This is a genomic window from Streptosporangium canum, assembly GCF_900113865.1.
GTDB classification, from domain to species: Bacteria; Actinomycetota; Actinomycetes; order Streptosporangiales; family Streptosporangiaceae; genus Streptosporangium; species Streptosporangium canum.
Genome location: NZ_FOQY01000005.1, coordinates 177996 through 198195, shown reverse-complemented (window position 1 = coordinate 198195; position 20200 = coordinate 177996). Strand labels below are relative to the sequence as shown.

At 72.0% G+C, this 20200-nt stretch carries 19 protein-coding genes; 10 read left to right on the top strand and 9 right to left on the bottom strand.

Annotated elements, in window-relative coordinates:
* The first annotated feature begins 27 nt into the window (after nt 1–27).
* The 4 genes from BM085_RS09685 to pcp all read left to right on the top strand — a co-directional run bounded on the left by BM085_RS09685 (nt 28) and on the right by pcp (nt 4022).
* Nucleotides 28–912, top strand: a complete 885-nt coding sequence (locus tag BM085_RS09685) for a hypothetical protein (protein WP_245789224.1) — start codon at nt 28–30, stop codon at nt 910–912.
* A 237-nt stretch (nt 913–1149) separates the two neighbouring features.
* Nucleotides 1150–3000 (top strand): endonuclease/exonuclease/phosphatase family protein, encoded by a 1851-nt coding sequence (locus tag BM085_RS09680; protein WP_093886671.1) that lies wholly within the window; start codon nt 1150–1152, stop codon nt 2998–3000.
* Nucleotides 3001–3027: 27 nt separating this feature from the next.
* Nucleotides 3028–3405 (top strand): thiol-disulfide oxidoreductase DCC family protein, encoded by a 378-nt coding sequence (locus tag BM085_RS09675; RefSeq protein WP_093886670.1) that lies wholly within the window; start codon nt 3028–3030, stop codon nt 3403–3405.
* The gene (gene pcp / locus BM085_RS09670; protein WP_093886669.1) at nt 3402–4022 is read left to right on the top strand and encodes a pyroglutamyl-peptidase I; all 621 of its coding nucleotides are present in this window, start codon (nt 3402–3404) and stop codon (nt 4020–4022) included. The genes BM085_RS09675 and pcp overlap by 4 nt, the downstream gene beginning before the upstream one ends.
* A gap of 9 nt (nt 4023–4031) precedes the next feature.
* Here pcp and BM085_RS09665 read toward each other — a convergent pair whose 3' ends face one another.
* The gene (locus BM085_RS09665; protein WP_143120869.1) at nt 4032–5069 is read right to left on the bottom strand and encodes a hypothetical protein; all 1038 of its coding nucleotides are present in this window, start codon (nt 5067–5069) and stop codon (nt 4032–4034) included.
* Nucleotides 5070–5153: 84 nt separating this feature from the next.
* The gene (locus tag BM085_RS09660; protein WP_093886667.1) at nt 5154–6590 is read right to left on the bottom strand and encodes a glutamate--cysteine ligase family protein; all 1437 of its coding nucleotides are present in this window, start codon (nt 6588–6590) and stop codon (nt 5154–5156) included.
* 203 nt (nt 6591–6793) lie between these two features.
* Between BM085_RS09660 and BM085_RS09655 the strand changes: the two genes are divergently transcribed.
* A complete protein-coding gene (locus BM085_RS09655) occupies nt 6794–7879 on the top strand; it encodes an alcohol dehydrogenase catalytic domain-containing protein (protein ID WP_093886666.1) in 1086 nt (361 codons plus the stop codon).
* Here the strand turns inward: BM085_RS09655 and BM085_RS09650 are convergent.
* Entirely contained in the window at nt 7833–8393 is a 561-nt protein-coding gene (locus BM085_RS09650; RefSeq protein ID WP_093886665.1) for a carboxymuconolactone decarboxylase family protein, read from the bottom strand. The two genes, BM085_RS09655 and BM085_RS09650, sit on opposite strands and share 47 nt — an antisense overlap.
* A 31-nt stretch (nt 8394–8424) precedes the next feature.
* On the opposite strand from BM085_RS09650, the gene BM085_RS09645 reads away from it, so the two are divergent.
* Both BM085_RS09645 and BM085_RS09640 read left to right on the top strand, forming a co-directional pair.
* Entirely contained in the window at nt 8425–9186 is a 762-nt protein-coding gene (locus BM085_RS09645) for an SDR family NAD(P)-dependent oxidoreductase (protein ID WP_093886664.1), read from the top strand.
* A gap of 91 nt (nt 9187–9277) precedes the next feature.
* A complete protein-coding gene (locus tag BM085_RS09640) occupies nt 9278–11173 on the top strand; it encodes a S9 family peptidase (protein WP_093886663.1) in 1896 nt (631 codons plus the stop codon).
* 109 nt (nt 11174–11282) lie between these two features.
* On the opposite strand, the gene BM085_RS09635 is transcribed toward BM085_RS09640, so the two are convergent.
* The 3 genes from BM085_RS09635 to BM085_RS09625 are packed head-to-tail and all read right to left on the bottom strand — an operon-like array spanning nt 11283 to nt 14117.
* Nucleotides 11283–12221 (bottom strand): MBL fold metallo-hydrolase, encoded by a 939-nt coding sequence (locus BM085_RS09635; protein ID WP_093886662.1) that lies wholly within the window; start codon nt 12219–12221, stop codon nt 11283–11285.
* Between the two features lie 55 nt (nt 12222–12276).
* Nucleotides 12277–13167, bottom strand: a complete 891-nt coding sequence (locus tag BM085_RS09630) for an aldo/keto reductase (protein WP_093886661.1) — start codon at nt 13165–13167, stop codon at nt 12277–12279.
* Between the two features lie 11 nt (nt 13168–13178).
* A complete protein-coding gene (locus BM085_RS09625; RefSeq protein ID WP_093886660.1) occupies nt 13179–14117 on the bottom strand; it encodes an NAD-dependent epimerase/dehydratase family protein in 939 nt (312 codons plus the stop codon).
* A 70-nt stretch (nt 14118–14187) separates the two neighbouring features.
* On the opposite strand from BM085_RS09625, the gene BM085_RS09620 reads away from it, so the two are divergent.
* The gene (locus tag BM085_RS09620) at nt 14188–15102 is read left to right on the top strand and encodes a LysR family transcriptional regulator (protein WP_093886659.1); all 915 of its coding nucleotides are present in this window, start codon (nt 14188–14190) and stop codon (nt 15100–15102) included.
* Nucleotides 15103–15575: 473 nt separating this feature from the next.
* On the opposite strand, the gene BM085_RS09610 is transcribed toward BM085_RS09620, so the two are convergent.
* From BM085_RS09610 to BM085_RS09600, 3 genes are all read right to left on the bottom strand, one after another.
* Complete coding sequence (locus tag BM085_RS09610; RefSeq protein ID WP_177245028.1) at nt 15576–16259, bottom strand: maleylpyruvate isomerase N-terminal domain-containing protein; 684 nt, start codon at nt 16257–16259, stop codon at nt 15576–15578.
* A gap of 618 nt (nt 16260–16877) precedes the next feature.
* The gene (locus BM085_RS09605; RefSeq protein ID WP_093886656.1) at nt 16878–17165 is read right to left on the bottom strand and encodes a hypothetical protein; all 288 of its coding nucleotides are present in this window, start codon (nt 17163–17165) and stop codon (nt 16878–16880) included.
* Complete coding sequence (locus BM085_RS09600; protein WP_143120868.1) at nt 17162–17542, bottom strand: hypothetical protein; 381 nt, start codon at nt 17540–17542, stop codon at nt 17162–17164. Before BM085_RS09600 ends, BM085_RS09605 begins: the two co-directional genes overlap by 4 nt.
* Before the next feature lie 241 nt (nt 17543–17783).
* On the opposite strand from BM085_RS09600, the gene BM085_RS09595 reads away from it, so the two are divergent.
* Both BM085_RS09595 and BM085_RS09590 read left to right on the top strand, forming a co-directional pair.
* Nucleotides 17784–18944, top strand: coding sequence for an NsdA family TPR-like regulatory protein (locus BM085_RS09595; protein WP_218158666.1), 1161 nt, complete (start codon nt 17784–17786; stop codon nt 18942–18944).
* Nucleotides 18945–19176: 232 nt separating this feature from the next.
* Nucleotides 19177–20151, top strand: a complete 975-nt coding sequence (locus BM085_RS09590; RefSeq protein WP_093886654.1) for an aldo/keto reductase — start codon at nt 19177–19179, stop codon at nt 20149–20151.
* Nucleotides 20152–20200 lie beyond the last annotated feature (49 nt).

The following is a 20200-nucleotide window of genomic DNA, read 5'->3' as shown; positions in this document are numbered from 1 at the left end:
TTTTGACCTGGTGAAAGGGGCCGGCCTGTGCAGCGCGTGGTGGTCGATCCGGAGGTGCCCGCGGACGTCGCCGGACTTCTCCGGCGGAACGGCCCACTGCTCTCCCGCTTCCGGGCCGGGTGGAGTCCGAAACCGGAGGACGCCCCACGGCTTCCGGCGGCCCTCGTGGCGCCCCTCGGCGTGACGGCGGCCCTGGCCGCCGCCTTCACCGCCCTCACCGGGATATCCGTGGCATTCCTCGTCCTGCTCGCCGTCTACGCGACGATCCTCACCTGTGTCTACATCGGCAGGAAGCCCGCCCCGCACGACGCCGTCGAGCGCGTCCTGTACCGGCACTCGCAGCGGTACAGGGGGGGCTACCTGATCCTGGAGGACTTCGACTACGGCGCCAGGGATCTGCTCGGCCGGGTCCAGCGGGCGATCGACTCCATCCTCGGCTCCCGGGTCAACACCATGGGAATGCTCGACAGCGTGCGCAACTCGGTGATGCTGCCGGCCGAGGAATGGGAGATCGCCCGCCTGCTGACCAAGCTGTCGGCGCTGCGGGCCAGGCACGGCAACCTCGCCCGCGGCGGCAGGACGCCGGAGGTCGCCGCCGCGATGGCGCCGCTGGAGCGGGCGCTGGCCGCCAGCGAGGCCGCCGTCGTCGCCCGGGTGGAGGCCCTGGAACGTTACGCGCGCCACGTCTCCAACGCCGACCGCGCCCTCCGGTCCCAGAGCCAGATCGACGCCCTCCTGGCCTACCTGCCCGAGTACGAGCAGCTCGTCGCCGAGACGGGGGCGGCCAGGTTCTCCGCGCCGGAGATCGGCCATCTGAGCGAGGACGCCGCCCAGCTCCAGCGGGCGCTCCGCGACAGCGTCCGCTCCGCCCACGAGGCCTTCCGCTATCTCGACGGCCCCCCGCGCGGCTGACCCCCCGACCGCGACGGCTCCGTTCACCCTGGCCGGCTGCCCCCCCGACCGCGACGGCCCCGTCCACCCCCTCCCCCGGCTGGTCGCCCGACCCCCGGCGCACCGCTCCCGGCCCTACCGGCCGCGGCGGCGCCCCCGTTCACCGCCGGATCCGGGAGCACCGATCGGGCCGGGAAAGTTCGCCCTTGCCACGGATCCCCAAGGAAGCGAGGATGACTCACATTCCTTGGAGGTAGCATGCGGATCCGCGTGGATGTCGCCCTCGGCGTGGTGGTGCTGATCGATGTGCTGCGGGTCTTCCTGCCGTCGCTGATCACCCTGTTCGGCCGGGCGGGCAGCACGCCCGCGGAGATGATGGGCCTGTACGCCGTCTCCTGGTTCGTGGTGGCCTTCCTCACGGTCCCGCTGGCCCGGTCCGTCCCGCCGCGCCGGGTGGCGCTCGGCGCCGGTCTCCTGCTGCTCCTGGCCCGGCTGGCGCTGCAGCCGACCTCCGGCGGCGAGGTTCAGCTCTACCTGGCGAGCGCGGGCCTGCTGGCCGGACTGGTCTGGCTGACGGCGACCGCCATGTCCGCCCGGGACGCCCGGCCCGCGATGGCCGGGGTGATCACCGGCCTGGCGGCCTCCACGGTGATCCACGCGGCGCTGGACGGCATCGACCTGATGTGGCGGCCCGGCCCGGTCCCGTGGGTGGCGCTGGCGGCCGAGCTCGCGCTGGCCGGGGTGTTCCTGCTGCGGCCCGTGCCCGCCGGGGAGGAGCACTCGGGCGCCCCGCGCGCCTGGCTGCCGGTCGGCCCCGCCCTACTGCTGTGGGGCCTGTACACGGGCAACACCGCGCACGCCCAGGCCACGGCCGGTTCCCCCTCCCTGGCCGCCGCCGCGGTCGTGGCGGCGTTCGCGGTGCTGTCGACGGCGCCCGCCGCGCTGCCGCTGCTCCGGCGGCCGCTGGTGCCCGCCGTCGCCCTGGTCGCCTCCGCCGTGGCGTTCACGTTCGGCAGGACCGCCGTGGACGGCGTCCACGGCGTGGCCCCGGGCTGGACGATCGCCGCGCAGATCATCGGTCAGGTCGCGCTGGGGGCCTGCCTGGCGCACGCGGCGGCGACCTTCGGCCCCGACCGTCCGCCGCGGCGCGGTCTGGCGGCGGCGGGGGGCATGCTGCTGTTCGTCGTGTTCGTCTTCGGCTACTACGCCGCCTACGACCTCTACCTGCCCAACCAGTGGGTGCCCGTCTGCGCGGCGCTCCTGGTGGCGGTGTCGGCCGTGGTGGGCGCCACCGGCCTGCCGCGGGCCTCCTACGGCCTGCGGCTGCCGATCGCCGCCGCCGCCGTCGCGCTGGTGGCGGCCGTGCCTCTCTGGCAGGGCGCCACGCCGGGGTGGGAGCCGCCCGGCGACGGGCTGCGGGTGGCGGCCTACAACATCCGGATGGGGTACGGCCAGTCCGGCAGGCTGTCGCTGGAGCAACAGGCCGACACCCTCAGGGCCATGAGACCGCACGTGGTCGTGCTCAGCGAGGCCGACCGGGGATGGCTGCTCAACGGCGGCCACGACGACGTGCGGCTGATCGCCGAGCGGCTCGGCATGCGCTACATCTGGGCCCCGGCGACCGACGAGGTGTGGGGGGACGCTCTCCTGACCGACCTGCCGGTCACCTCGGTCCGCAACCACGTGCTCGTCCAGGGCGGTCCGACCGGGGCGCAGGCGCTGGAGGTCGGGCTGAGATGGCAGGGCAGGGACGTCACCGTGATCGGCACCCACCTGCAGCCGCCGCCCGGCTGGCGCGAGCTCGACCAGGTGGAGCAGCTCGGGCGGATCGTCAAGGACGCCTCCGCGGGGGGCCGGCCGGTGGTCGTGGCGGGCGACCTCAACCTGGAGCCGGCGGATCCGGCCTGGGAGGTGCTCATGGGCTCCGGGCTGACCGACCCCATCGCCCCGGTCCGGCCGTTCAGCACCATCCCCGCGTCGGGGGGCCCGGCCGAGCAGATCGACCACGTGCTGGTCACCCCGGGCTTCACCGGCAGGGACCAGGCCAACGTCGACGTCCCCCACTCCGACCACCGCCCCATCGCCGTCACCCTGGTCCCGCAGTCGTGATCAGAACGGCTGGGTAGGGTCTGTTCCATGAGGGAACAACCGGTTCTGGTCTTCGACGGCGACTGCGGGTTCTGCACGGCGAGCGTCCGGTTCGCCGAGCGCCGGATCGGTGTCCGGGCACGCGTCACCCCCTGGCAGTTCGCCGACCTGACCGCGCTGGGCACCACGCGGGAGCGGGCCGAGCGCGAGGTCCTGTGGGTCGAGCGCGGCCGGGTGTACGGCGGCGCGCAGGCGGTCGCCAGGCTGCTGATCGCCGCCGGCCCGCCGTGGAGCCTGCCGGGGCTCGCGCTACGGGTGCCGCCCTTCCGGTGGGTGGCCCAGGGGCTCTACCGGCTCATCGCGAGGAACCGCCACCGGCTGCCCGGCGGGACCCCCGCCTGCGCGCTTCCGGCGGGCCGGCGATGACCGTCCTGCTCACCGGCTTCGAGCCGTTCGACGGCGCCGCGGTCAACCCGTCGTGGGAGGCGGTCAAGCTGGTGCCCGGGGTGCGGGCCGTACAGTTGCCGTGCGTGTTCGGCCAGGCGCTGGAGCACCTGCGGGCGGCGGTGCTGGAGCACGACCCCGCGGTGGTGGTCTGCGTCGGGCAGGCCGGGGGGCGGCCCGACGTGACGGTCGAGCGGGTGGCCGTCAACATCGACGACGCCCGCATCCCGGACAACGCCGGGCGGCAGCCGATCGACGAGCCGGTGGTGCCCGGCGGGCCCGCCGCCTACTTCGCCACGCTGCCGGTGAAGGCGTGCGTGGTGGCGGCCCGGACGGCCGGGGTCCCGGCGAGTGTGTCGCAGAGCGCCGGGACGTTCGTCTGCAACCACGTCTTCTACGGTCTCATGCATCTGATCGCCACCGAGCGGCCCGAGGTCCGCGGCGGCTTCGTGCACGTGCCGTTCGCCCCGGGGCAGGTCCTCGGCCAGGCCGCGCCGTCCATGCCGGTGGCGATGGTCGCCGAGGCGCTGACGGCGATCGTGGCGGCCGCCGTCTCGGTGGAGGGCGACCTCCGGCTGGTCGGCGGGTCTCTGCACTGAGCCGGGCCCCTACAGCGGCACGCCGTAGATCACTCGGCGGCCCGCGAACTCGGTCACGCTCCAGAGCGTCTTCTTGTCGCGGACGCAGGTGAGATCCTCGGGGCCCACCGGGTAGGGGCGCTTCCTGACCGTGTCGCCGACCACGATCAGGCTGCCGTTCCTGGTCGCGCCCGCCGCCTGGCTGAGATACCAGGTGCCGTCGTGGGAGAGCGCGCCCTGGATCCTGGCCTCGGGCAGGCGGTAGGCGTCCAGCGCGGAGGCGACGCCGGCGTCGGCGCGGAGCGTGCCGTCGGCGTTCAGCGGCCAGCGGGCCACCCGGCCCCCGGGGCCGTCCAGATACTCGCCGGAGATCAGGGTGTCGGTGGCGGTCGTGCGGTCGATCGCGGCGAAGGAGAAGCGGGCGCCCCCCGAGGTCGGGGTCCAGGCGCCGGTCTGCGGCATCACGTAGCGGTAGCCGAAGGCGTTGTGCACGCCGCCCTTCCTGCCGATCGTGGTCTTGTCGTCCCCGTCCACCTCGAAGATGTGCCGGGTGTCGAAGACCCGCATGCCCCGGCTGGTGTCGGCGACGTAGAGCAGGTCGCCGTACCAGGCGACGCCGCCGGCGTGGATGTCGATCGGGGCGATGTCGCCGTCGGCGCGGGCCCGCACGAGCAGGACGTGCCGGTAGCGCAGGGCCGCCGTGTCGAGGAAGGACAGGCGCACTCCCCGCTCGGCCCCCGTCTCGGGCTTGAAGTACCAGCTCACCACAAATGTCCCCGCGCTGGTCCCCGCGTCGGAGGAGCAGGTCAGCCCCTGGGGGTACCAGTCGCGGACGGCGTTGTCGGCGGCCTCGAAGCAGTACCAGTCCACCGGCCGGGGCCTCATCGTCCCGAAGGCCCCGGCCCCGGCGGCCCCCTTCCTGGCCGCGACGCGGTTCGCCTTGGCCAGCACGGTGTCGAGGGTCACGCGCTTGAGCTGCTTCTCCAGGGCCTGGACCCCGGCTGCGAGGTCGCCGTTGTCCCGCTTCAGCTGGAAGGGCTCCGCCGCTACGGCCGTCATCCCACTCATGGGGGGTTCTCCTCCGTCACGCCCGGACGGGCGGATCAAGATGTGGAGTTCATGAGTATGCCCCGACTTGAATAGTTTTTGTGATCATATGGGCCAGGTGTGCACGGGCTCCCCGGTGAGCGACAGCTCCCGGTAGCGGGTCACCATGCGGGCCCGGGCCGCCGGATCGCCGCCGAGTCCTTCGACGACCTGGCGCTGCCAGATCGCGCCGGTACGGCGGAGCCTGACCCGTTCCCGGATGATGTCCAGTGCCCAGTCGGCCTCGGCCGGGTCCACCCCCACCCGTTCGAGCCCGGCCTTCGCCACGGGCAGCAGATCCAGGGCGAGCCGCGCGGCCGGCACCTCCCCCTCCAGGCCCGGCCAGGCCATCGGCGCGTCCAGGCCGTGGATCGCGGCGCGGTAGAAGTTGCGGTAGGCCGCGGCGAAGGGGAAGTCCTCGACCGGCCCGACCGCCATGGCGGCGGTGAGCCCGAGCAGGAACGCGGCGTTGGCCGCCATGTCGGCGGGGGTCGGACCGGCCGGCAGGGCGCGCATCTCCACCCGCAGGTGGCCGCCGTCCGCGGGATCGTAGATCGGCCGGTTCCACTGCCACACCGTCCCCTGGTGCAGCCGGAGCTCGGCCAGCCCGGGAGCCTCCCCCTCCCCCGCCGGGACCTGCTCCGAGGTCATCGGCAGCACCGGCTCGTAGTCGCGGACACAGGTCTCGAACATCTCCTCGGCGCCGCTCACCCAGCCGGAGCCGAAGGCCACCCGCCGGTCCCTGCGATCGAGCCGTTCCACGTCCCGGTCGTCGGCCGACTCCTCGAACAGCGCGATCCTGGTCTCCTCCCACAACCGCCTGCCCAGGAAGCCCGGCGAGTTGCCGCTGACCGCCAGGACCGGGCCGGTGGCCAGCTGGGCGGCGTTGTAGACGCGGGCGAAGTCGGCGGGGGCCGTACGGAGGTGGACCTGCCAGGAGGTGTTGGCGCTCTCCAGGATCACCCCCTCGACCTCCAGCTCCAGCTCCTCGACCCCTTCGATGCGCACCCGGAACGGTTCGGTGCGCAGCCGCCGCATGCCCCGGCTCAGCGCCCGGTAGCGGCTCTCGTCGCTGAGCGCCTCGTGGGTGAAGTCGAACTCGCTCAGCGAGGGCAGGATCCCGATCGCCAGGGCCTGCCCGCCCTGCGTCCCCGCCGCCGCGTCCACCAGGGCCATCGTCTCGCGCAGCTCCCGCACCAGGGCGCTGAAGGGCCGCCCGGCGATCGGCAGCGGAGTCAGGTTGACCTCCAGGTTGAACCGGCCGAGTTCCGGCACGAGCCGGTCGTCGTCGGCGGCGTCGCGCACCTCGTGGTTGCGCGGAAGCGGCCGGCCGTCGGGGGTGATGAGGAACATCTCCAGCTCGGCCCCGATGGTCGCGGGCCCGGTACCGAAGCCCGGCCTGGCGAGCAGCTCGCGGAGCGCGGCGAGCTGCTCTTCCAGCCGTTCGCCGAAGCGGGCGAACTCCGCCTCGGAGAATCGGTCCTTGTCGACTTGCTGACCCATCTCACCATCCGATCCGTTGGTCCTTGTGCCCCCTCCTCTGTCCCAGCCCGGGGGTTCTAATCGGCCCGCGCCGCAAGTGACGGCCCGCACGGCGCATCCGCCCCCCTTCCCCCGGCGCTCCGGGGGACCTGGAGAATGCTGCACAGGCCACCGGGCCGCGCGAGCGGGCCGGCGGCGCCGGACGAGTCAGGGAGTGTGCGCCGATGCGAGCGGTGGTCTTCGACGCCTTCGGGTCAGATCTGCAGGTGCGCGAGGTGCCCGCCCCCGCGCCGCCGCCCGGCGGGGCGGTGATCCGGGTGGAGGCGACCGGGCTGTGCCGGAGCGACTGGCACGGCTGGCAGGGCCACGACCCGGACATCCGGGTCATGCCACACGTTCCCGGGCACGAGCTGGCGGGGGTCGTCGAGGACGTGGGGCCGGGGGTGGGCTCGTGGCGGGCCGGTGACCGGGTGACGGTCCCGTTCGTCTGCGCCTGCGGCTCCTGCGCGGCGTGCGCGGCCGGCGACCAGCAGGTCTGCGAGCGCCAGACCCAGCCGGGGTTCACCCACTGGGGCTCCTTCGCCGAGTACGTGGCGATCGAGAACGCGGAGGTGAACCTGGTGGCGCTGCCGGAGGAGATGACCTTCCCCACCGCCGCGAGCCTGGGCTGCCGCTTCGCCACCGCCTTCCGCGCCGTCGTGACGGTCGGCCGGGTACGGCCCGGCGAGTGGGTGGCGGTGCACGGCTGCGGCGGGGTCGGACTGTCCGCCGTGATGATCGCCGCCGCCGCGGGCGCACGGGTGGTCGCCGTGGACGTCTCCCCCCAGGCCCTGGACCTGGCCCGGCGGTTCGGCGCCGCCGCCTGCGTAACCGCCGCCCCCGCCGCCCCCGCCGCCCCCGCCGCCCCGCCGGACGGGGCCGGTGCCGCCGCGCGCGTCCGGGAGCTGACCGGTGGCGGGGCCCACGTCTCGATCGACGCGCTGGGCAGCCCGCAGACGTGCGCGTCGTCGATCGAGGGCCTGCGCCGCCGGGGCCGTCACGTCCAGATCGGCCTGCTCCCCGGCCTCACCTCGCTGCCGATGAACCGGGTGATCGGCTACGAGCTCGAACTCCTCGGCAGCCACGGCATGGCCGCCCACGCCTACCCCGCGATGCTGGAGATGGTCGCCGCCGGGCTCCTCCGCCCGGACCTGCTGATCACCCGCACCGTCGGCCTCGACGGAGCGGGGCCCGCGCTCGCCGCGATCGGCTCCGTCCCCGGCGTCACGATGATCCTGCCGGGGGATCCGGCGGGTCTCCGGCGCCCGTGAGCGCCGTACCGGCGTCCTCCAGGGGGACGCGCAGGGTGGTGAGGACCACGGCGAGCATGTCGTAGTGGGCGACGAGCATGACCAGCTCGATCCGGCCGGGCTCGTCGTAGCGGGCGCACAGGGCCTCCCACGTCTCGTCGGTGACGTCTCCGGAGCGGTGCATCTCGTCGGCCACGTCCAGCACCAGCCGGTCGCCGGCGCCCCAGCCGTGCCCGTGGCCGCGGACGGCCTCGATCTCGGCCTCGGCCAGCCCGGCCTCCCGGGCCAGCCGTACGTGCTGGGCCCACTCGTAGGCGCTCCCGCGGTTGTGCGCGGTGCGCAGGACGGCCAGCTCCCGGTCACGGGCGGGCAGCGTGCCGTACAGCAGCGCGGCGCCGAATCCGATCCACGCCTGGAACAGCGCGGGGTGGCGGGCCAGCGTGGTGAAGACGTTGTAGGGGCCGGTGCCCTCGACGACCCGGGCGAGGAACCCGTCCCACTGCTCCGGCGGTAGCGGCTCGACTCGGGGATTCACAGATCAGAGAGTACTTACTACGATCACGATTGTGAACGGTCGCTTGGTAGGTAGACGTGTGCTGGTCGTGGGCGCGGGCACCCGCCCCTCCCCCGACCCCGAACCGCCGGTCGGGAACGGCCGGGCGATCGCGGTCGAGGCCGCACGGCAGGGCGCCACGGTGATCTGCGCGGACGTCGACGAGGACGCGGCCGCCGAGACGGCCGGGTGGATCGGCCGCGAGGGCGGGAAGGCCGAGGTGGTCGCCGTGGACCTGGCCGACGGTGACGCCTGCGAGGCGCTGACCGGGCGGGCGGGCGCGGTGGACGGCATCGTGCTCAACGCCGCGATCGGCGCCGGGCTGGCCCTGGAGGGCACCAGCGCCGCCGATTGGGACCAGGTGTTCGCGGTCAACCTGCGCGGCCACTTCCTGGTCTGCAAGGGCGCGCTGCCCCTGCTCGCCTCCGGTGGCTCGATCGTGTTCATCGGCTCGGTGGCCGGGCTGCGCCCGGGCAGCCTGATCCCGTCCTACGACGCCTCCAAGGCGGGGCTGGTCGGCCTGGCCAGGCACGTCGCGCTGGAGGGCGCCGGCCGCGGGGTCCGGGCGAACATGGTCGCCCCGGGCCTGATCGACACCCCGCTCGGCCGGGACGCGGCCAGGCTCTGGGAGCACCGCGGCCAGGTGATGATCCCGATGGGCCGCCAGGGCACCGCCTGGGAGGTGGCGAAGGTGACGGCCTTCCTGCTCTCGGACGAGGCGAGCTACGTCACCGGCCAGATCCTCGCCGTGGACGGCGGGCTCACCCTGCTGTAGGAGGGACGGCGACGGGCACTCCGGCGCCTCGCGCGGACATACGGGTTTCACACCGCAAAAGATGATTAACACGGTGATAACGTCCCTGGGCATGCGTCCAGAAGATCTCGCCCTGCTGCATGTCCCCGGTAGCGTCACCCTTCATGAGGATCTCATCCTCGTCGACGTGGCCCGCCCCGACCTGGAGGCCGACGCCTACCGCGGGAGCCTGTGGCGGCTCCCCCAGGACGGCCCGCCCGTCCGCTTCACCTTCGGCGACCACGACAGCGCGCCCCGGATCTCCCCCGACGGGGCCTGGGTGGCCTTCCTGCGCGCGCAGGACGGCGGCAGGCCGCAGCTCCACGTGATGCCCACCGGCGGCGGCGAGGCACGCCCCCTCACCGACCTGCCGCTCGGCGCGGGCGCCCCGGTCTGGGCCCCCGACTCCCGCCGGATCGCGTTCGTCGCCCGGGTCCCCGAAGCCGGCCGCTACGGCACCGAGGAGGACGTGAGCGCCGCGGCCGAGGCGCCGCGCCGCATCACCGGGTTCCGCTACCGGCACGACGGCGTCGGCTTCACCCTGGACCGGCCGCCCGCCCTGTTCGTGGTCAACGCCCTGGCCGACATCCCGCAGCCGGTGCGGCTCACCGACGGGCCCTACGAGGTCGCCTCCCCGAGCTGGACCCCCGACGGCGAGCACGTGCTGGTCTCGGCCGACCGCGACCTGGACGGCGAGAGCCTGCACTCCGACCTGTACGCGGTGCCGGCCGCCGGCGGCGCGCCGATCCTGGTGGTGCGCAGCACCGGATCGGCCGGGATGCCCGTCGCGCTCCCCGGCGGGGACGTGCTCTACCTCGGCACAACCTTCTCCGGCATCCACGCGGTGGCCCGCAACACCGGCCTCTTCCGCGCTCCCCTGCGGATCGGCGGCGAGCCGGCGACCGGGGTACGGCTGACCGAGGAGGAGTCGGTGGACATCGAGCCGCTGCCCCCCATCGCGACCGAGGACGGCGCGCTGGTCGCGGTCCAGGTCCGCGGCGCGGTCGAGTTGCGGCTGGTCCCCTCCGACGCCGCGCAGGCGCCTCTGGAGAAGCTCCCCCTCGTGCTGGGCGAGCGGGCGGCCGTCAAGTCGTTCACCTCCTACGGCGGGCAGGTCGTGGCGGTGGTGTCCACCCCGCACAGCCCCGGGGAGGTGGTCACCCCGGCCGGGGCGCTCACGGACTTCAACGGGTCGCCTGCCGGAAGGCGCCCGCTCCAGGAGATCACCGCCGTGTCCGCCGACGGCTACCCGGTCCACGGCTGGCTGGCCCTGCCGGAGGGCGAGGGCCCGCACCCGGTCCTGCTGAACGTGCACGGCGGCCCCTTCCACCACCACGGGTGGGGCTTCATGGACGAGACCCAGGTCTACGCGGCCGCCGGATACGCGGTGGTCCTGCCCAACCCGCGCGGTTCCAGCGGGTACGGCCAGGCACACGGCCAGTCGGTGATCGGCGCCTTCGGCACCGTGGACGTCGACGACGTGCTCGCCCTGCTGGACGCGGCGCTGGCCCGGCCCGAGTGCGACGGCGAGCGGGTGGGCGTGATGGGCGGCTCCTACGGCGGGTTCATGACGAGCTGGCTGGCCGCCCACCACGGAGAGCGCTTCAAGGCGGCCTGGAGCGAGCGGGCGGTCAACGCCTGGGACTCCTTCACCGGCTCCTCCGACATCGGCTGGTTCTTCGCCGAGGCCTACTGCGGCCCCGACATCGAGGTCCAGCGCGCGATGAGCCCGCTGTACCACGCCGACCGGATCGACCTGCCGTTCGCCGTGGTCCACTCCGAGGAGGACTGGCGCTGCCCGGTCGAGCAGGCCCAGCGCATGTACGTCGCCCTGCGCCGCAACGGCGTACCGGCGGAGTTCCTGCTGTTCCCCGGTGAGGGGCACGAGCTCAGCCGGAGCGGCCGCCCCAGGCACCGCCTCCAGCGCTTCGAGGCCGTCCTCGAATGGTGGTCGCGGCACCTGTCCTGACCCTTTCGGGACAGGCGTTCACCTGGCGCCCGCGGAGCGGGCGCCAGGTGAGACCAGCCAGGCCAGACCAGCCAGGCCAGACCAGGCGGGTCAGGTCAAGCCAGGCGGGTCAGGCCAGGCAGGTCAGCGGCCTGCCTCCGTTGAACTCCACCATCTCGAGCATCGCGGCGACGAGGTCGATCGGCTCCCCCGGGGGCAGGCCGTCCAGCTCGGCGTAGGCCCGGTGCAGGTTGCCGACGATGCGCTCGGGGTCGAGCAGCCCGCCGTACTCGCCGAGGTCGGTCTCGCGCGCCGCCTCCAGCGGCGACAGGCCGGCCGCCCGGCCGAGCTCGGCGGTGGCCATCACGAACCGCAGATATCCCTGCACGTGGTCGATGACCTCCGGCCCGCAGACCTCGCCGTGGCCGGGCACGATCGTCTCGGCGTTCAGCTCCCTGAGCCCGTCGAGCACCGCGATCGAACCCTGGACCGAGCCCATCATCACGAACGGCGTGCCGCCGTTGAAGACCAGGTCGCCGGCGAACAGCAGCGCCCGCTCGGGAATCCACACGATCGAGTCGTTGGTCGTGTGCGCCGGGCCTCCGACGTGCCGCACCTCGCAGCGCAGCTCGTCGGAGTGGACGGTCACCCCGTCGGTGTAGGTGAGGAACGGCGGGCAGGCCACCAGGTCGCCCCACTCCACCTCGGTCCACGCCATCGTGCGGTACTCCGGGATCCCCTCGGCCAGGATCGTCTCCCGGGTCCGCTCGTGCCCGACGATCGTCGCCTCGGGGAAGACGAAGTTGCCGAAGGTGTGGTCGCCGTGGTGGTGGGTGTTGATCAGCGTCGTGACCGGACGGCCGGTGACCGACCTGATCGCCTCGCGGTAGGCGAGGGTGCGCCGCTCGGTGGAGCAGGCGTCCACGCTGATCACTCCACGCCGCCCCACCAGGAAGCCGGTGTTGTTGATCCACCAGCTCCCGTCTGGCTGGACGTAGGCGTAGACGCCGTCGGAGACCTCCTGGACGCGGGCGGGAGGCAGGGGGTGGTCGTGCCTGGATGAGCTCATGGCTGGAATTGTCATGCCGGAGCCGGGCCTGGGTCATCAAGATCGGGAGGTTCGGTCAGGATGTCCCGGCCGCCTCCAGCCGGGCGAGCTCGTCCGCGCCGAGCGCCAGGCCGGCGGCGGACGCGGAGTCACGGATCGTCTCGGGGCGGCTGGCCCCGGGGATCGGGATGACGGCCGGAGACCGGGCGAGCAGCCAGGCGAGGCAGACCCGCTGCGGGCTCACGCCGTGCTCGCGGGCGACCTCGTGGAAGGCGGCGTAGGCCGGGTCGGGCGCGCCGGGACGGGACCCGCCGTCGAGCGAGCTGCGGGAGATCCCGCCGAGCGGGCTCCAGGGCAGGAACGCGATGCCCAGCTCCTCGCACAGGCGCAGCTCCGGCTCGCCGGTGCGCAGGGCCGGGGAGAAGCGGTTCTGCACCGATGCCAGCCGGTCGCCGAGGATGTCGTGTGCCTGGCGGATCTGCCCGGTATCGACGTTGGAGACGCCGGCCATGTGGATCTTCCCCTCGTCGAGCAACTCGGCCAGCGCGCCGACGGAGTCGGCCCAGGGGACGGCGGGGTCCGGCTTGTGGAGCTGGTACAGCCCGATCGCGTCGACACCGAGCCGCCTGAGCGATGCCTCACAGGCCCGCTTGAGGTGGTCCGGTGAGCCGTCGACCGTCCACGAGCCGTCGCCCGGCCGGCCCCGGCCGCCCTTGGTCGCGACGAGCACCGCCCCGGCGTCGTCGCGGGCGGCGAGCGCGCGGGCGACCAGCTCCTCGTTGTGACCGGCCTCGCCGGCGTGCCAGTGGTAGGAGTCGGCGGTGTCGATCAGCGTGACGCCGGCGTCGAGCGCGGCGTGGATCGTGGCGATCGCCCGGTCCTCGTCCGGCCGTCCCTCGATCGACAGGGGCATGGCGCCCAGCCCGACGGCGCCGACGGGGACGGCGCCGATGCGGCGGATGTGCATGGCGGAGGACCTCACAGTGCTTCGGAGACGACGCCGGACAGTGCTTCGGAGACGACGCCGGGCAGCCAGTCGCCGGTGTGCGAGAAGGCGAAGCCGAGCCGGCCCGCCCGGCCGTTGTCCATGCCGTAATAGCGGTCGAAGGAGTACGGCGAGGCCCCGGTGTCCCCGCCGGTCTCGTAGACCGGCCGTACCCCGAGGCGCGCCGCGATCCGCTCGCACAGCTCGATGACGTCGAACTCGCCGTGGGAGCGGGCGTTGACGGCGCCGGTGAAGCCGGCGCCCGCCGCCCAGTACAGGAACTCGGCGATCTCCCTGTCGTGGATGAACGACGACGGGTGGGGCTCGCGGTGGACGGCGACGGGACAGCCGGCGCGGATGCGCCCGACGTAGTGCTCCAGCCGCCCGGTGAAGTCGGCGGGGCCGCCGCCCATGACGTGACCGGAGCGCACGGCGGCGAACGGGAACGCGGCCTCGCGGGCGAAGACCGCCTCGGCCTGCCGCTTGCCCTCGCCGTACCGGGCCTCGCGGAACGCCCGGTCGTGCCAGGGCAGCTCCAGGTCCACCGGCCACCGCAGCGGGTCGACGGCCTCCTCGGCCAGCGGGGCGCCCGGCACGGCCGCCGGAACGTCTCCGGCCGGGGCGTGGTCGTAGACCTCGATGGTCGAGGTCATCACATACCGCCCGGTGCGGCCGGCGAAGACGCGCGCGGCGACGTCGGCCTGGCGCGGCGTGCCGCACACCTGGTCGACGACCACGTCGAAGTCATGGGCGCCCAGCGCCGCGGTGAGCGCCCGCTCGTCGTCGCGGTCGGCCACGAGATGGGTGACGCCCGGGGGCGGCGCCTGCGCGCCCCGGTTGACCAGCGTGACGTTGACACCGGCGTCCCGCAGCCGCAGCACCAGGCGCCTGCCGAAGTAGCGGCTGCCGCCGATGACGCATATCTCTTTCATGCCTTCAGCCTGTCGGTATACGGTCCTAAGCGGAAGTGGTGATCTACTTAACCGGCTGTTAGGAAAACTGATGATCGACGTTCAGCGGCTGCGGATCCTGCGCGAGGTCGCCCTGCACGGCAGCTTCAGCGGGGCCGCCGCCGCGCTGCTGCTCACCCCGTCGGCCGTCTCCCAGCAGATCGCCGCCCTGGAGCGGGCGCTCGGCGCGCCGGTGGTCCACCGCAGCACCCGCGGGGTGGTGCTCACCGAGCCGGGGCGGCTGCTCGTCGAGGCGGCCGAGACGATCTCGGCCGAGCTGCGGCACACCCAGGAGCGGATCGACCGGCTCACGAGTGGGCGCACGACCCTGACGGTCGCGACGTTCACCAGCGGCGGCCGGTATCTGCTGCCCGCCGCGCTCGCCCGGTTCGCGGCCGGCCACCCGGACGTCGAGCTGACCGTGCTGGAACGCGAGCCGGAGGACAGCCTGCCGATGGTCCGCGAGGGGCGGGCCGACCTCGCATTGGCCTACCACTTCGACGAGCCGCTGCCGATCCGGCCCGGCGACCGCTCCCGCCTGACGTGGACTCCGCTGATGGACGACCCGATGTCCGTCGTGATGCCCGCCGGCCACGAGTTCGCCGGCCGCGCGTCGGTGGACCTGGCCGAGGTCGCCGCCGACCGGTGGGTGATGGGCTGTCTCAAGACCGGTGCGTTCCTGCACCGGTACGCCACGCTCGCCGGTTTCGAGCTGCGCGTCGCGGCGAGCACCACCGACTACTTCTTCGCCCAGGTGCTGGTCGCCGCCGGGGTCGGCATCGCGCTGATCCCCCACGTGGCGCTGCGGCCGTCCGCGGAGCTGGCCGTCGTGCCGATCCGGCCGCCGCGCCCCGCCCGATATGTCGGCGTGGCCGTCGCGCACCGGCGCCTGGCGGAGCCGCACGTCGCCGGGCTCGCCGACGCGCTGCGCCTGGCCGTGCCCGGTGCCCCTGCCGCCCGGCCGTGAGCGGCATTTGGCGAGGAGTTTCATTACATGGTCAAGGCGCGGCGCGGTGTGCCCGCCCACGCCGCGCGGACATCGAGACCGGGCATGCGGCCTGGGGGCCGGTCCCGGCCCGCGCCCGCGCCACGCGAACGGGCAGACCCCGCCGCCCGCCGCACCAGGCCGCCCGCCGCAGCCGAACACCGCGCCGACCGCCAACGCCCTGCCGCCAAGGCCGCTTCAATCCCCGACCTGTCCACGGACACCGAACATCTCACGGCCATGATCATCCAGACGATGGGCAACGCCCTCACGATCGCCTGATGGCGGCCGATCTCCGCACGAGGTCGGGGGCGATCGACGGTCCGGCGCTTCGTCCCTCAACACCAGCCCAACGAGCAGCGGAATACGACAGCTCACCCACTTGATGAGCCGTCCGACTGCTCTGTCTTGTCGATCATGACGACATAGCGATGCCCCCGATGGAATGACGGTGATCAGGACAGAAGCGGGAAACGCTCCGCTTGAGGACCAAGCAGGGTGCGCTCGTCCCCTGCCAAGGCTCGGCGACCGGTTGCTGCGGCCAGGAACGCTTGGTCATCCCAGTTCAAGTCGACTGGAAGTTCTATGCCGAGCAGCGCGGTGAAAACTGGCCGCATGACCTGCAGTGCAGAGGACGTGGTCCACGGTGTCCGCTCCAGGGTCAATGCGACATCCAATCCGTGGGCCGCGACGGAGATGACACGGGTGACGACCCAGTCGGACAGTCTCATCGCGCCGCGGCCGGAGATCAGGACGATGCGGTCCAGATCTTCTTGGCTCAGTTTGGCGATTGAGTCGCGGGAAATCTCGTCGAACCACTGAGCAGCAGAGGTCGAGGCGAGGATCCTCCGGGCCAGTTCCTGGGTCTGATCGACGTTGTTTTGCCGATAGACCTGAGTGCCTCGTTCAGATCTGCGATAGTAATCGGCCTCGCCGACGAGTGGCGCATGCGGCTCGGCATCGGGAAAGCCGGTGTCGCCGAGGCCGATGCTGGCGGCGATGTGGACGACGAGTTCCTGCATGTCCCAGGGCGGGCAGTTCGTTGGAAGCTTCAGGCCTTCCGGTTCCAAATCTCGCAGAACTGCGGACAACGCCCGACTTTCTTGTGTCAGTGCAACCAACGCATCGCGACCGGACATCGGACCCCCTTGACCATCGACATATCCCATGAATGCCGATCATTCCAGGACGAAAGGATCCACGAGGGGCGGAGCAGCTAAATAGGCGCGGAGTGCCCACGGAGCAGGTACGCGGGAGTGGAACAGATACATTGAGAACCGAAAACGATCATGATCAGCAGTGAGACAAACGGCAAGATTCCTCAGATCCAATGAGACTTCCTTGCCTTCAATGAGACCGAACATCAGCAATTCCGACCGACATTCCTTGTGATGAGTAGCGGCTTGTTTCTCGCTTTCCGCCGCTCCGACCACCGGCCCCAACCGCTTCGCGGCCCCTACGGGGTGCTCCGCATTGGCGCCGGCCGCTCCGCTCCCACTGATGGTTTCCCCGGCGATGCCGGGTGGTTCCTCCCCCGCCCTCGACTGTCTGATGTGCTCGCGTCCCTTGGTGTGCGTCGTCTCCGCCGATGCACGCTGTGGAGGCAACGATGCATCGCGCGCGTGGGGACGCGCCAGAACGGAGCTCAGCTTCAGCCAGGCCGCGAGAACGGGAGAGGAACAGGACCAGGAGTTCCCGGATGACTCCTGGCAGGCGTGGCGACGCCGCCCCTCCAGATCTCACGCCGCCACGCCTGTCTATCGGGCTCTTCCGGACAGCAGCCCTGTCCAGATCGCCCGGGTCTCATGGATCGACCGAATAGCGGTCTCGTGTATCTCGTGCCCGCCGTCGAGTTGGACGGTCCGGCGGACGAACGCCCGCCCCGCGCCCTCGTACAGCTCGTAGACCGTCGCGCGGCAGAAGCAGGTCCAGGCCACCGAGCGCGCCCGCTCCAGCACCGGGTACGGCGCGCACCACTCCAACCGCACATGATCACGTTGAAGCATGGCCACGTGGGGGCTCAGGCACTCCTCCAGCACCGTCACGACATGCTTTCCGCGATCAGTTCGGGCAGCGAGCCGTTCCCCCGGAGATTCGCGTAGCGGAAGGCGATCCGGCGAGCGGCCCGGCGCGGATCCAGCGCCGGATGCCAGGCGTAGACGAACCGGCGTCGTCGAGCGTCCCAGCCGGTACGCCACCAGAACCGTTCCCCGTCCGACCACACGACCAGGCCCACCCAGACCGACACCAGTGCCAGCCCGTATCCGTCGTGGACATCGGCCTTTATCCCATGCTCCTCCAGAGCCTGACGGAGTTCTTCGGCGGTATCGAGCGGCATCATCGAAGCGACCCCGAGCGCCCTGCTCTGACGGCCCGCTGTGACCCTGTTCGCGGGGATCGGGGCACCTCTAGAGTTGTCCATGGGTCGCACCTCCAGTGTGCGATCAAGGGACCCGTACGGCGTGTCAGCGCCTACGGGTCCCGCTTTTCACAGTCCTCCCATGACATCGCCGGGGATACACGCACCGACAGTGCGAGTAGGGGAGACTGAGGGAGACAGGCGGACCCCCAAGTCCCCCGAGGTGCACACGATGAGCAACGTTCCAGATTGGGCCGTACGGCTACGCGCCGAAAGGCGTGGCAAGTTGTGGACACAGCGAGACATGGCCAAACAGCTCGCCGACGCTGCGGACATACGCACTCGCGCCCGTCTGCCCGAGCGGGAATCCCTGATCCGCATGATCAAGGACTGGGAAGCCGGGAGACACCAGCCGAAGGACCCTTACCGGGTGCTCTACTGCCGAGTGTTCGATGTGAGAGAAGCCGAACTGTTCGGCGATGACACCGGGAACAGCGCGCAAGGCAGCACTCGCTTCGGCGACGAGATCGAAGCCATGGAACTGGCCCGCCGTGTCGCCGCGAGCGACGTAGGCACTGAGACGCTTGACCGGATGGAACTGGTAGTTGACGATCTCGCGACCGCCTACCCGCAGACACCACCGGCCGACCTGCTCGAACGAGTACGCAAGCACCTGACCTACGTCTCGCATCTGGTCGATGCGAAGAAGACACTCACCGAGCATCGCCGTCTTCTTACGGTCGGCGGCTGGTTGTCACTGCTCGCCTCCACCTGCCATATCGACCTTCGTGAGTTCGGAACCGCCGCAACGTGGCTTCGGACGGCCGCCCAGTTGGCAAGGCACGCCGAACATCCCGAGATCGCGGCATGGTGCCTGGAGACGGAGGCATGGCAGGCGGTGACCACTGGCGACTACCGCCGTGCCTTGACTCTCACCCAAGGGGCACAGGTCATCGCACCGCGTAAAAGCTCCGCCTACATTCAGGCGACCGCGCAGGAAGGCCGGGTATGGGCGCGACTCGGAGCCGGTCCGGAGACGCGTGACGCACTGAGCCGGGTTGCTCGGCTGGTCTCGCCCTTGCCGATGCCCGAGCGTTCCGAGCACCACTACCGCTACGACCCCTCCAAGAGTGACGCGTACATCGCGACCACCCTTTCCTGGCTGGGAGACTCAGCCGCTGAGCCCTACGCACGGCAAGTGCTCGCGCGTCTGGAGTCGGCCGCAGACGGACCGCGCCGTCCGCGCAGGGCGGTATCCGCGCGCCTTGACCTGTCCCTGGCCCTCCTGGCCTCCGATCAGCCGGATGAGGCAGCGCACCTCACTCTCACGGCTGTGACCAGCGACTTGTTGGTGCCGTCCAACTACTGGAGGGCGCATGAGGTGATCAATGCCATCGAAGCGCGCCGCGTGCCCGAGGCCGGAGAGCTACGCGAGGCGTACCGGGAGCTGAGCGGATCTCAGTGAGGGCCGGACTCGTCTTCCCCGCTCCTTGGTGGTATGACGGGCGGTGACGGGGTGTTCGCCGCTCATCGTCCCTCCTCCTTCGACGCGATTCGTGGCCGATGTGACGAGGTTGCCGCACCTGCCGTACCGCGTCGCTCGGCGAGACGTCAGGACCGCTCCTTCCCGCCGATCTCACCGCCGGGGCCGCCGGTCGTAGGCTGGGCCCTGGCAGTAGAGATCGGGAGGTTTCACCATGGAATACGTGCGCCTGGGATCCACCGGCACGAAGGTGTCGAGGATCTGTCTCGGCATGATGAGCTACGGCGACCCCGCCAAGTGGAGCGAGTGGGTTCTCGACGAGGCCGCGGCCGAGCCGATCGTGCGCCGGGCCGCCGACGCGGGGGTGACCTTCTTCGACACCGCCGACGTCTACTCCGCCGGCAGCAGCGAGGAGGTCACCGGCAACCTGCTCCGCGGGATCTTCCCCCGCCGGGACGACTACGTGCTGGCCACCAAGGTGTTCTTCCCGATGGGCGAGGGCGTCAACGACCGCGGCCTGTCACGCAAGCACATCCACTCCGCGATCGACGGCTCGCTGCGCCGTCTCGGCACCGACCACGTGGACCTCTACCAGATCCACCGCTGGGACCCCGAGACCCCGATCGAGGAGACCATGGAGGCCCTGCACGAGGTGGTCCGCGCGGGCAAGGCCCGCTACCTCGGCGCCTCCAGCATGAGCGCCTGGCAGTTCGCCAAGGCCCAGCACGTGGCCGAGGTCAACGGCTGGACAAAGTTCGCAACCATGCAAAATCATTACAATCTGCTCTACCGGGAGGAGGAGCGGGAGATGAACCCGCTCTGCGCCGACCAGGGTGTGGGCCTGATCCCGTGGAGCCCGCTGGCCCGGGGCCTGCTCGCCCGCGCCGGTTCCGACGCGGAGACCACCCGCGCCGACAGCGACGGGCGCATCGGCGCCCTCTACACCGACGCCGACAACGACCGCCAGATCCTCGACCGGGTCGCCCAGGTGGCCAGGGAGCACGAGGTCCCGCCGGCTCAGGTGGCGCTGTCCTGGCTGCTCCGCCAGCCGGGCGTCACCGCCCCGATCGTCGGCGCGACGAAGGACAGGCACATCGACGACGCCGTCGCCGCGGTGGATCTGGAGCTGACGGACAAGGAGCTGGCCTTCCTCGCCGAGCCGTACCGCCCGCGCGCCGTCGCCCACTGACGCCGGCCGGCCGCGGCCGGGACCAGGTACGGCGCGCTCGCCGGCGGGC

Excerpts from the sequence above, each read along its gene's own strand:
- BM085_RS09655 (WP_093886666.1), top strand. The coding sequence starts at position 6,794 with ATGCGAGCGGTGGTCTTCGACGCCTTCGGGTCAGATCTGCAGGTGCGC.
- BM085_RS09665 (WP_143120869.1), bottom strand. The coding sequence starts at position 5,069 with ATGAGTGGGATGACGGCCGTAGCGGCGGAGCCCTTCCAGCTGAAGCGG.
- BM085_RS09680 (WP_093886671.1), top strand. The coding sequence starts at position 1,150 with ATGCGGATCCGCGTGGATGTCGCCCTCGGCGTGGTGGTGCTGATCGAT.
- pcp (WP_093886669.1), top strand. The coding sequence starts at position 3,402 with ATGACCGTCCTGCTCACCGGCTTCGAGCCGTTCGACGGCGCCGCGGTC.
- BM085_RS09625 (WP_093886660.1), bottom strand. The coding sequence starts at position 14,117 with ATGAAAGAGATATGCGTCATCGGCGGCAGCCGCTACTTCGGCAGGCGC.
- BM085_RS09660 (WP_093886667.1), bottom strand. The coding sequence starts at position 6,590 with ATGGGTCAGCAAGTCGACAAGGACCGATTCTCCGAGGCGGAGTTCGCC.
- BM085_RS09630 (WP_093886661.1), bottom strand. The coding sequence starts at position 13,167 with ATGCACATCCGCCGCATCGGCGCCGTCCCCGTCGGCGCCGTCGGGCTG.
- BM085_RS09600 (WP_143120868.1), bottom strand. The coding sequence starts at position 17,542 with ATGGACAACTCTAGAGGTGCCCCGATCCCCGCGAACAGGGTCACAGCG.
- BM085_RS09675 (WP_093886670.1), top strand. The coding sequence starts at position 3,028 with ATGAGGGAACAACCGGTTCTGGTCTTCGACGGCGACTGCGGGTTCTGC.
- BM085_RS09590 (WP_093886654.1), top strand. The coding sequence starts at position 19,177 with ATGGAATACGTGCGCCTGGGATCCACCGGCACGAAGGTGTCGAGGATC.
- BM085_RS09620 (WP_093886659.1), top strand. The coding sequence starts at position 14,188 with ATGATCGACGTTCAGCGGCTGCGGATCCTGCGCGAGGTCGCCCTGCAC.
- BM085_RS09595 (WP_218158666.1), top strand. The coding sequence starts at position 17,784 with ATGGCCAAACAGCTCGCCGACGCTGCGGACATACGCACTCGCGCCCGT.
- BM085_RS09635 (WP_093886662.1), bottom strand. The coding sequence starts at position 12,221 with ATGAGCTCATCCAGGCACGACCACCCCCTGCCTCCCGCCCGCGTCCAG.
- BM085_RS09640 (WP_093886663.1), top strand. The coding sequence starts at position 9,278 with ATGCGTCCAGAAGATCTCGCCCTGCTGCATGTCCCCGGTAGCGTCACC.
- BM085_RS09610 (WP_177245028.1), bottom strand. The coding sequence starts at position 16,259 with ATGTCCGGTCGCGATGCGTTGGTTGCACTGACACAAGAAAGTCGGGCG.